Source organism: Streptomyces phaeochromogenes (assembly GCF_001418655.1).
Classification (GTDB): domain Bacteria; phylum Actinomycetota; class Actinomycetes; order Streptomycetales; family Streptomycetaceae; genus Streptomyces; species Streptomyces phaeochromogenes.
Genome location: NZ_LIQZ01000122.1, coordinates 23,621 through 30,689, shown reverse-complemented (window position 1 = coordinate 30,689; position 7,069 = coordinate 23,621). Strand labels below are relative to the sequence as shown.

Annotated in this window: 5 protein-coding genes; all 5 read right to left on the bottom strand. The window is 68.9% G+C overall.

The genetic code is table 11. The features are described 5' to 3' along the window. Positions 1 to 92: 92 nt before the first annotated feature. Entirely contained in the window at positions 93 to 1,028 is a 936-nt protein-coding gene (locus tag AOK17_RS17590; protein WP_055613432.1) for a dihydrodipicolinate synthase family protein, read from the bottom strand. Next, the gene (locus AOK17_RS17585; RefSeq protein ID WP_206190780.1) at positions 1,028 to 2,068 is read right to left on the bottom strand and encodes an oligopeptide/dipeptide ABC transporter ATP-binding protein; all 1,041 of its coding nucleotides are present in this window, start codon (positions 2,066 to 2,068) and stop codon (positions 1,028 to 1,030) included. The genes AOK17_RS17590 and AOK17_RS17585 overlap by 1 nt, the downstream gene beginning before the upstream one ends. A 91-nt stretch (positions 2,069 to 2,159) precedes the next feature. Then, positions 2,160 to 4,196, bottom strand: coding sequence for a dipeptide/oligopeptide/nickel ABC transporter permease/ATP-binding protein (locus tag AOK17_RS17580; RefSeq protein ID WP_425424616.1), 2,037 nt, complete (start codon positions 4,194 to 4,196; stop codon positions 2,160 to 2,162). Beyond that, complete coding sequence (locus tag AOK17_RS17575) at positions 4,196 to 5,158, bottom strand: ABC transporter permease (protein WP_055613430.1); 963 nt, start codon at positions 5,156 to 5,158, stop codon at positions 4,196 to 4,198. Before AOK17_RS17575 ends, AOK17_RS17580 begins: the two co-directional genes overlap by 1 nt. 27 nt (positions 5,159 to 5,185) lie before the next feature. Then, entirely contained in the window at positions 5,186 to 6,814 is a 1,629-nt protein-coding gene (locus tag AOK17_RS17570) for an ABC transporter substrate-binding protein (RefSeq protein WP_055613429.1), read from the bottom strand. Positions 6,815 to 7,069: the final 255 nt, after the last annotated feature.

Sequence of the window (7,069 nt, the reverse complement as noted above, 5' to 3'; positions counted from 1 at the left end):
CAGCCTCTCCGGCTTTGGGGGAGCGGGGGTTGTGGGGGGGAGCCCCCGAGTAGGGACGGGAATGGGTAGGGGCGGCGGGGGCGAGAAACGCCCTACAACAAGCCGGCCCCCGCCAAGAACTTCCCCACCCCTTCGACCTCCTCCGGAGACAGGGGGACCTGCGGCTCGGCGGTGGCGGGGCAGGCGATGACGCCTCTCAGGTGGAGGGCGGCCTTGAAGGCGCCGAGCGCGGACGAACTACCGCCCATCCGCCCCGCATCCCCCACCCGCACCATCCCGAACAACGAACACAACCGCTCCTGCTCGGCCCGAGCCCGCTCCCAGTCCCCCTCCCGGCAGAGCCGGTACAGCCGTACGTACCCGTGCGGATCCACGTTCGCGAGCCCCGGCACCGCCCCGTCCGCACCCATCGCCAGCGCGCTGTCCACGACGAGTTCCGATCCGGTGAGGACCGAGAATCCGGCGATCCCGGGATGCGCACGGGCCCCGGTCACGACGGCCCGGAAGCCCCCCTCGTCCCCGCTGGAGTCCTTGAGCCCGGCCAGCACCCCCTCCGCGGCCAGCTCCAGCACCAACTCGGTGCCCAGCTTGGAGTGGACGGCGACCGGGAGGTCGTACGCGAACACCGGGACAGGAGAACGGGAAGCGATCAGACGGTAGTGGCGGGCCACCTCCGCCGGGTGCGTGCGGGTGTAGAAGGGGGCCGTCGCGACCACCGCGTCCGCGCCCGCCTCCGTCACGTACCGGACGTGGTCGAGGACGCGCGGGGTCGTCATGTCGATGACCCCGGCCAGTACGGGGAGTTGGCCGGACACATGGCCCACCACCGACTCGACGACCAGGCGACGGTGACGGTCGGTCAGGTACGCCGCCTCTGATGAGGAGCCCAGGACGAACAGGCCGTCCACCCCGCCCCCGACCAAGTGGTCGACCAGCCTCAGCAACGACGGGACGTCCACCTCGCGGTCCGGTGTCAGGGGCGTGCAGACGGGCGGTACGACACCGGTGAGCGGGGCGGGCACGGGCATCAGGGCTCCCTGGGCGTCTTGGCCATGGCGGTGGCCTCCGGAACGGTGGTGACGGCCTGTGCGACCAGGTCGCGTGTCGACTGGCCGTCCTCCACAGGATGGTGGCATCGATACCGGTGCCCGGGACTCGACGCGGCCGTGAAGTCCGGCATCGTCCCGGCGCAGACCGGGTCCGCCTTCCAGCAGCGGGTGCGGAAGGGGCAGCCGCTGGGCGGACGCGTGGCCGACGGTACGGGGCCCACCAGCGGGATCGGGTCGATCGGGTCCAGGAGTCCCGGCGTTGCGGAGAAGAGGGCGCGGGTGTACGGGTGGTGGGACCCGTCCGTCACCTCGTCGGCCGGGGACTCCTCGACGATCCGGCCGAGGTACATCGTGATGACCCGGTCGCTCATCCTCCGTACGGTCTGGATGTCGTGGGAGACGAAGACCAGGGCCAGGCCCAGCCGTTCCTTCAGGTCGAGGAGGAGGTTGAGGATCTGGGCGCGGACCGACACGTCCAGCGCGCTCGTCGGCTCGTCCGCGACCACCAGGTCGGGGTCCAGGGCCAACGCCCGTGCGATGGCGACCCGTTGGCGCTGGCCGCCCGACAGCTGTCCGGGGAGTCCGTCCGCCAGTGCCCTGGGCAGGCCGACCAGGGACATCAACTCCCTTACTCGGTCCTCCCGTTGCCGGGCCGTTCCCCGTCTGTGCACGTCCAGGGGGTCGCGCAGGATCTGGCGTACCGTCAGGCGGCGGTTCAGGGCGGTCGACGGGTCCTGGAAGATCATGCCGGTGCCCGCGCCCACCGCGATCCGCCGTTCGGCCGGTGGCATCGTCCACAGGTCGCCGCCCCGGAAGGACACCGTGCCGGACGTCGGCCTCTGCACCCCCACCAGCACCTTGGCGAGCGTCGACTTGCCGCAGCCGGACTCGCCGACGACGCCCACCGTCTCGCCGGGCGCGATGGTGAGGTCGGCGCCGGTGAGGGCGTACACCCGGTCGCGTGCGAACAGGCCGCCGGTGCGCGCCTTGTGGACGACGTGCGCGTCGGACAGCACCACGAGCGGGCTCTCGGGGCGGGTCACCTCATGGCCGTCCGCAGGCGGGCTCTCGGGGCGGCTCACCTCATGGCCGTCGGCAGGCTGGGTCATCTCACGGCCTCGCTTCCGTCGGCTCGGCCGGCCCTGTTGATTCGGTCGGGCCGGTCGAGGCCGTGGGCATGGGCATGGGCAGGGCGATCGCCGGGTGGTGGCAGGCGACCTCGTGGCGGCGCGGCGGGCCCGCCAGCCGGGGAGCCGTCGTACGGCACACGTCCGTCACCAGCGGGCAGCGGTCGGCGAACCGGCAGCCCGCCGGGAAGTCGGCGGGCGACGGTACGACTCCCTTGATCTGCGTCATCCGCTCGGCCGCCGACTCAAGGGACAGGACGCTGCCCAGCAGCCCGCGCGTGTAGTGGTGGGAGGGGAACTCGACGAGGTCCGCCGTCACGCCCGACTCCACGATCTGGCCGCCGTACATCACGACCACCCGGTCGGTGACGTCCGCGATGAGCGCCAGGTCGTGCGAGACGAGGACGAGTGCGAAGTCGAGTTCGGCGCGCAGCCGCAGCAGCAGCTCTATGATCTGCGCCTGCACGGTGACGTCGAGGGCGGTCGTCGGTTCGTCGGCGACGATCAGCTTCGGGTCGCGGGAGAGTGCCATGGCGATGAGTACGCGCTGGCGCTGGCCGCCGGAGAGTTCGTGCGGGTAGCTGCGCAGGGTGCGTTCCGGGTCCAGGCCGACCAGTTCGAGGAGTTCGGTGCCCGTGCGTGTGCCGCCCCTCCTCACAACTTGCTTGAGCTGGGCGCGGATTGTCATCGCCGGGTTCAGGGAGGAGAGGGCGTCCTGGTAGATCATCGCCATCTCGTGGCCGAGGAGTTTTCGGCGTACGCGCATCGGCTCGCCCACCAACTGCCGCTGGTCGAACCGGACATGGCCGCGCACCCGGGCGCCTTTCGGCTCCAGGCCCATCACGGCGAGCGCGGTCAGCGACTTGCCGCAGCCCGACTCGCCCACCAGGCCCAGGACTTCACCGGGCTGTACGTCGAAACTGATGCCGTCGACGATGTCCACACCCCCGTGGCGGGCATCGAAGCCGATGGCCAGGTTCTCCACGCTCAGCACCGGTCGGCCCTCGGGGAGAGGGCGTGCCCGGGCGCGCAGCCGCTGGGCGGCCTCCGTCAGTCCCGGCAGTTCGAGCACCTTGCCGCTGCCGGGCTCGGGCGCTTCCAGCCGGTCCTCCTCCTCGCGCGCCTCGACGTCCCGAGCGGCCGGCGCCGCCCACGCGTCCGAGACGCCCTCGGAGAGGATGTTCAGCGAGAGCACGGTGACCAGCATCAGCAGACCGGGGAAGACGGTCGCCCACCAGCCGCCGGTCAGCACCATGTTCTTGCCGTCCGCGATGACGCTGCCCCAGGACGGGTCTGGCGGTCGCACACCCGCGCCGATGAAGGACAGCGACGCCTCGAAGACGATCGCCTCGGCGACCTGCACGGTGCAGAACACGAGGACCGGAGCGGCACAGTTGATGGCCACGTGCCGCCACACGATGTGCGGGGTACGCGCTCCTATGACCCGCTCGGCCGTCACATAGTCCTCGCCGTACTGGTCCATCACGTTGGCCCGTACGACCCGTGCCATCGGCGGCATGTAGAGGAACGCGATCGCGCCGATGAGGATCGGGATGCTGCCGCCGAACACCGCGACGAAGACGGCCGCGAGCGCGATGCCCGGGAAGGCCATGACGATGTCGAGGCAGCGCATCAGCGTCTCGTCGACCGCCTTGCGGGAGGTCGCCGCGATGGCGCCGATGAGCGCACCCACGACGAGCGCGAGCCCGGTCGCGCCGAGCCCGATGGCGAGCGACCAACGGGCCCCGTACATCAGCCTGCTGAGGATGTCGCGGCCCAGGCTGTCCTGCCCCATCCAGTGTTCGCCGGACGGGGCGCCCTCGCCGTGGCCGTTGTCGACCAGGGTCGCCTGGTCGAGCGGGTCGTGCGGGGCGATCAGCGGGGCGAGCAGGGCCGTGAGGACGACGATCCCGATGACCACGACCGCGATCCGCGAGATCAGGGGGAGCCGCTTGAAGCTCCTGAGGCGGATGCCGGGCAGGGAGAGCTTCTCCGCCAGCCGCTTCCGGTACATCAGCATCATGCCTCGGCACTCCTCAGGCGAGGGTTGACCAGCAGATAGAGGATGTCGATGACGAGGTTCACGACCACGAACCCGAAGGCGATCGTGAGCACACCGCCCTGCACGACGGCCGGATCACCGTTCTTCACGGCGTCGATCATGAGCTTTCCCATCCCCGGCAGATTGAAGATCGTCTCGATGACGACCGCACCGCCGAGCAGATAGCCGACCCGCAGACCCAGCACGGTCAGCGGGTTCATCAGGGCGTTGCGCAGCACGTTCCGCCCGACCACGACCACCGGCGGCAGCCCGCTGCCGATCGCCGTCCGTACGTAGTCCTTGTCCAGCTCTTCCACCACGGCCGTGCGGACGATCCGGGTGAGCTGGGCGGCGACCGGCAGCGAGAGCGCGAGCGCGGGCAGCGTCATCGTCTTCAGCCACCCGGTGAACGAGTCGGCGGGATTGACGTATCCGCTGGTCGGGAACCAGCCCAGGTCCACGGCCAGGTACTGGATCATCAGCAGCGCCAGCCAGAAGCCGGGCGCCGCGACACCGGTCAGCGAGACGACCCGGATCAGCTGGTCCGGGAACCGGTCCCGGTAGATCGCCGCGGTGACCCCGCCGAGCAGCGACAGCACCACCGCGATGCCCAGGCCCAGGAAGGTCAGCTGCATGGTGAGCGGCAGTGCGGTGGTGACCTGGTCGACGACCGGCGCCCGCGTCAGCGCGCTGACGCCCATGTCACCCCGGATCAGATCCCCGACGAAGTCGAAGTACCGCACCGGGAACGGATCCAGCAGTCCGTTGCGCTCCCTGAAGTCGTGCAGCTGCTGCTCGGTCGGGTTCGCGCCCTGGAAGTACGCGGACGCCGGATCACTGTCCGAGAACCGCATCACAATGAACACGAACAGAATGATCCCGAGCATCAACGGCACGAGCAGCACGATCCGCCGCCCAAGAATTCTGACGATCGCGACCACGGATTCTTCTCTCCTCGCCGTTTCGGACTAGACCCACTTCGCCTGGAGTACGTTTATCCCCGGGTACGGCTGGGGCCGAATACCCGAAAGGTCCTTCGAGTCCCACGCGGTGATCAACTCGTTGTGCACCACCGGGTAAATCACGGCGTTCTCCGCGACGATGTCGATGTACTCCTGCGTCATCGACTTCTTCTTCTCCGCGTCCGGCTCCTGCGTAGCCTGATCCATCCGCTTGAACAGATCCTTCGCCGCGGAGTTGTTCTCCCAGCGGGCATATCGCATCCAGGTGTTCCCGGGCCCGTAGTTGTAATGCATGATCAGGTCCGCGTCGAGACCGAACTGGTTCGGATTGGACGCGGCGGCGACGACCTGGAAGTCCTTCTTCTGGTCGAGCTTGGTGAACAGCGCGGCGGTTTCCTGCGGTTCGAGGGTCGTCTTGACGCCGATGGCGTCCCAGGAGGCCTTGATGGTCGGCAGACAGTCCACGATCCAGCTCACGTTGACCGCCATCAGCGTGACCGTGAGCCCGCTGACCCCGGCCTCCTTCAGGAGCGCCTTGGCCTTGTCCGGGTCGTAGTCGTAGACGGTCTTCGCCTTCCGGTACGTCGGGTTTCCCTCGTTGAGGTACGACGACGCGGCATTTCCGTGACCGCGCAGCGCGGCCTGGATCATCTTCTCCTTGTCGATGGCGTAGTGCAGCGCCTGCCGCACCCGTACGTCGTCGAAGGGTTTGTGGGCGGTGTTGAAGAGGAGGAAGATGTGGTTCATTCCCGCCCCGCCCTCGACCTTCAGGCCGCCCTTTTCGAGCTGGGAGATATTGGCGTACGGGATGTTGTCGGAGATCTGCGCGCCCGCGCTCGAACCCGAGATCTTCGCGACGCGCGGCGCGGCGTCCACGATCGTCAGCCAGTTCATCTTCTTGAACGCGGCCTTGCGGGGGCCGTTGTAGTCCGCGAACGCCTCGAAGGTGGTGTTGGACTTCGGGTGGTGGGCGGCCTGCCGGTACGGGCCGGAGCCGACGGCCTTTCCTGTCGTCGCCTCGTCCAGCGCGCCCGCCTTCGAGAACACGTGCTTCGGCATGATCTTGGCGAGGGTGAGCCGCTGGGCGCCGTCGGGGAAGGGGAACTTGAGAATGAGTTCCACCGACTTCTCGTCGACCTTCTTCACCTCCTTCAGCCAGGACGCGAAGAAGTTCTTGGCGAGCGTCGTCGTCTTCGGATCCAGTACGCGCTCATAGGTGAAGACCACGTCGTCGGCGGTGACGGGCTGTCCGTCGTGCCACTTCGCGCCCTCGCGCAGCGTGAACTTCCAGGTCGTCGCCCGGAGATCCGCCGGAACGGCCGTCGCGAGCGCCGCGTACGGCTCACGGCTGATCGGGTCGGTGTCCAGCAGCCCCTCGTAGATGTGGTGGTTGCCGGCCATCGCGAAGGCCGACGCCGTCATCAGCGGGTCCCAGCTCTGGTCGTTGCCGTAGCCGATGACCGCGGTGAGCGTCCGGTCGGCGCCCTCGCCCCCGCCTCCCGTCTCGTTCGTGGACTCGGGCCCCGACGAGCAGGCGGAGAGCGTGGAGCTGATCGCGGCGGCGGCGCCCAGCGCGCCGGAGTACTTCAGGAACGACCGGCGGTGGAGCGCCGGTGCGTGGGTCGCGTCGCGCACGGTTCCTCCAGCAAGGGGTGGGAGATACGACGTCCTACGTCATAGGTGCAGCGTGACCATAAGAGGGCGCGTGGGGGTGGTCAAGGGAGCGCGCACGAATGCCGTTTCTTCCAGAGGTGCAACCAATGTCGCCCTGGAACGCGCCGAGTTGACGGTCGGTCAACCACCGATTGACGGCCGATCCTGACAGGAGGTGGGACGTGGGATGTCCGGCGCGCGTACGATGCGGCGCATGTCTGAGCGGCGCGTATCCGA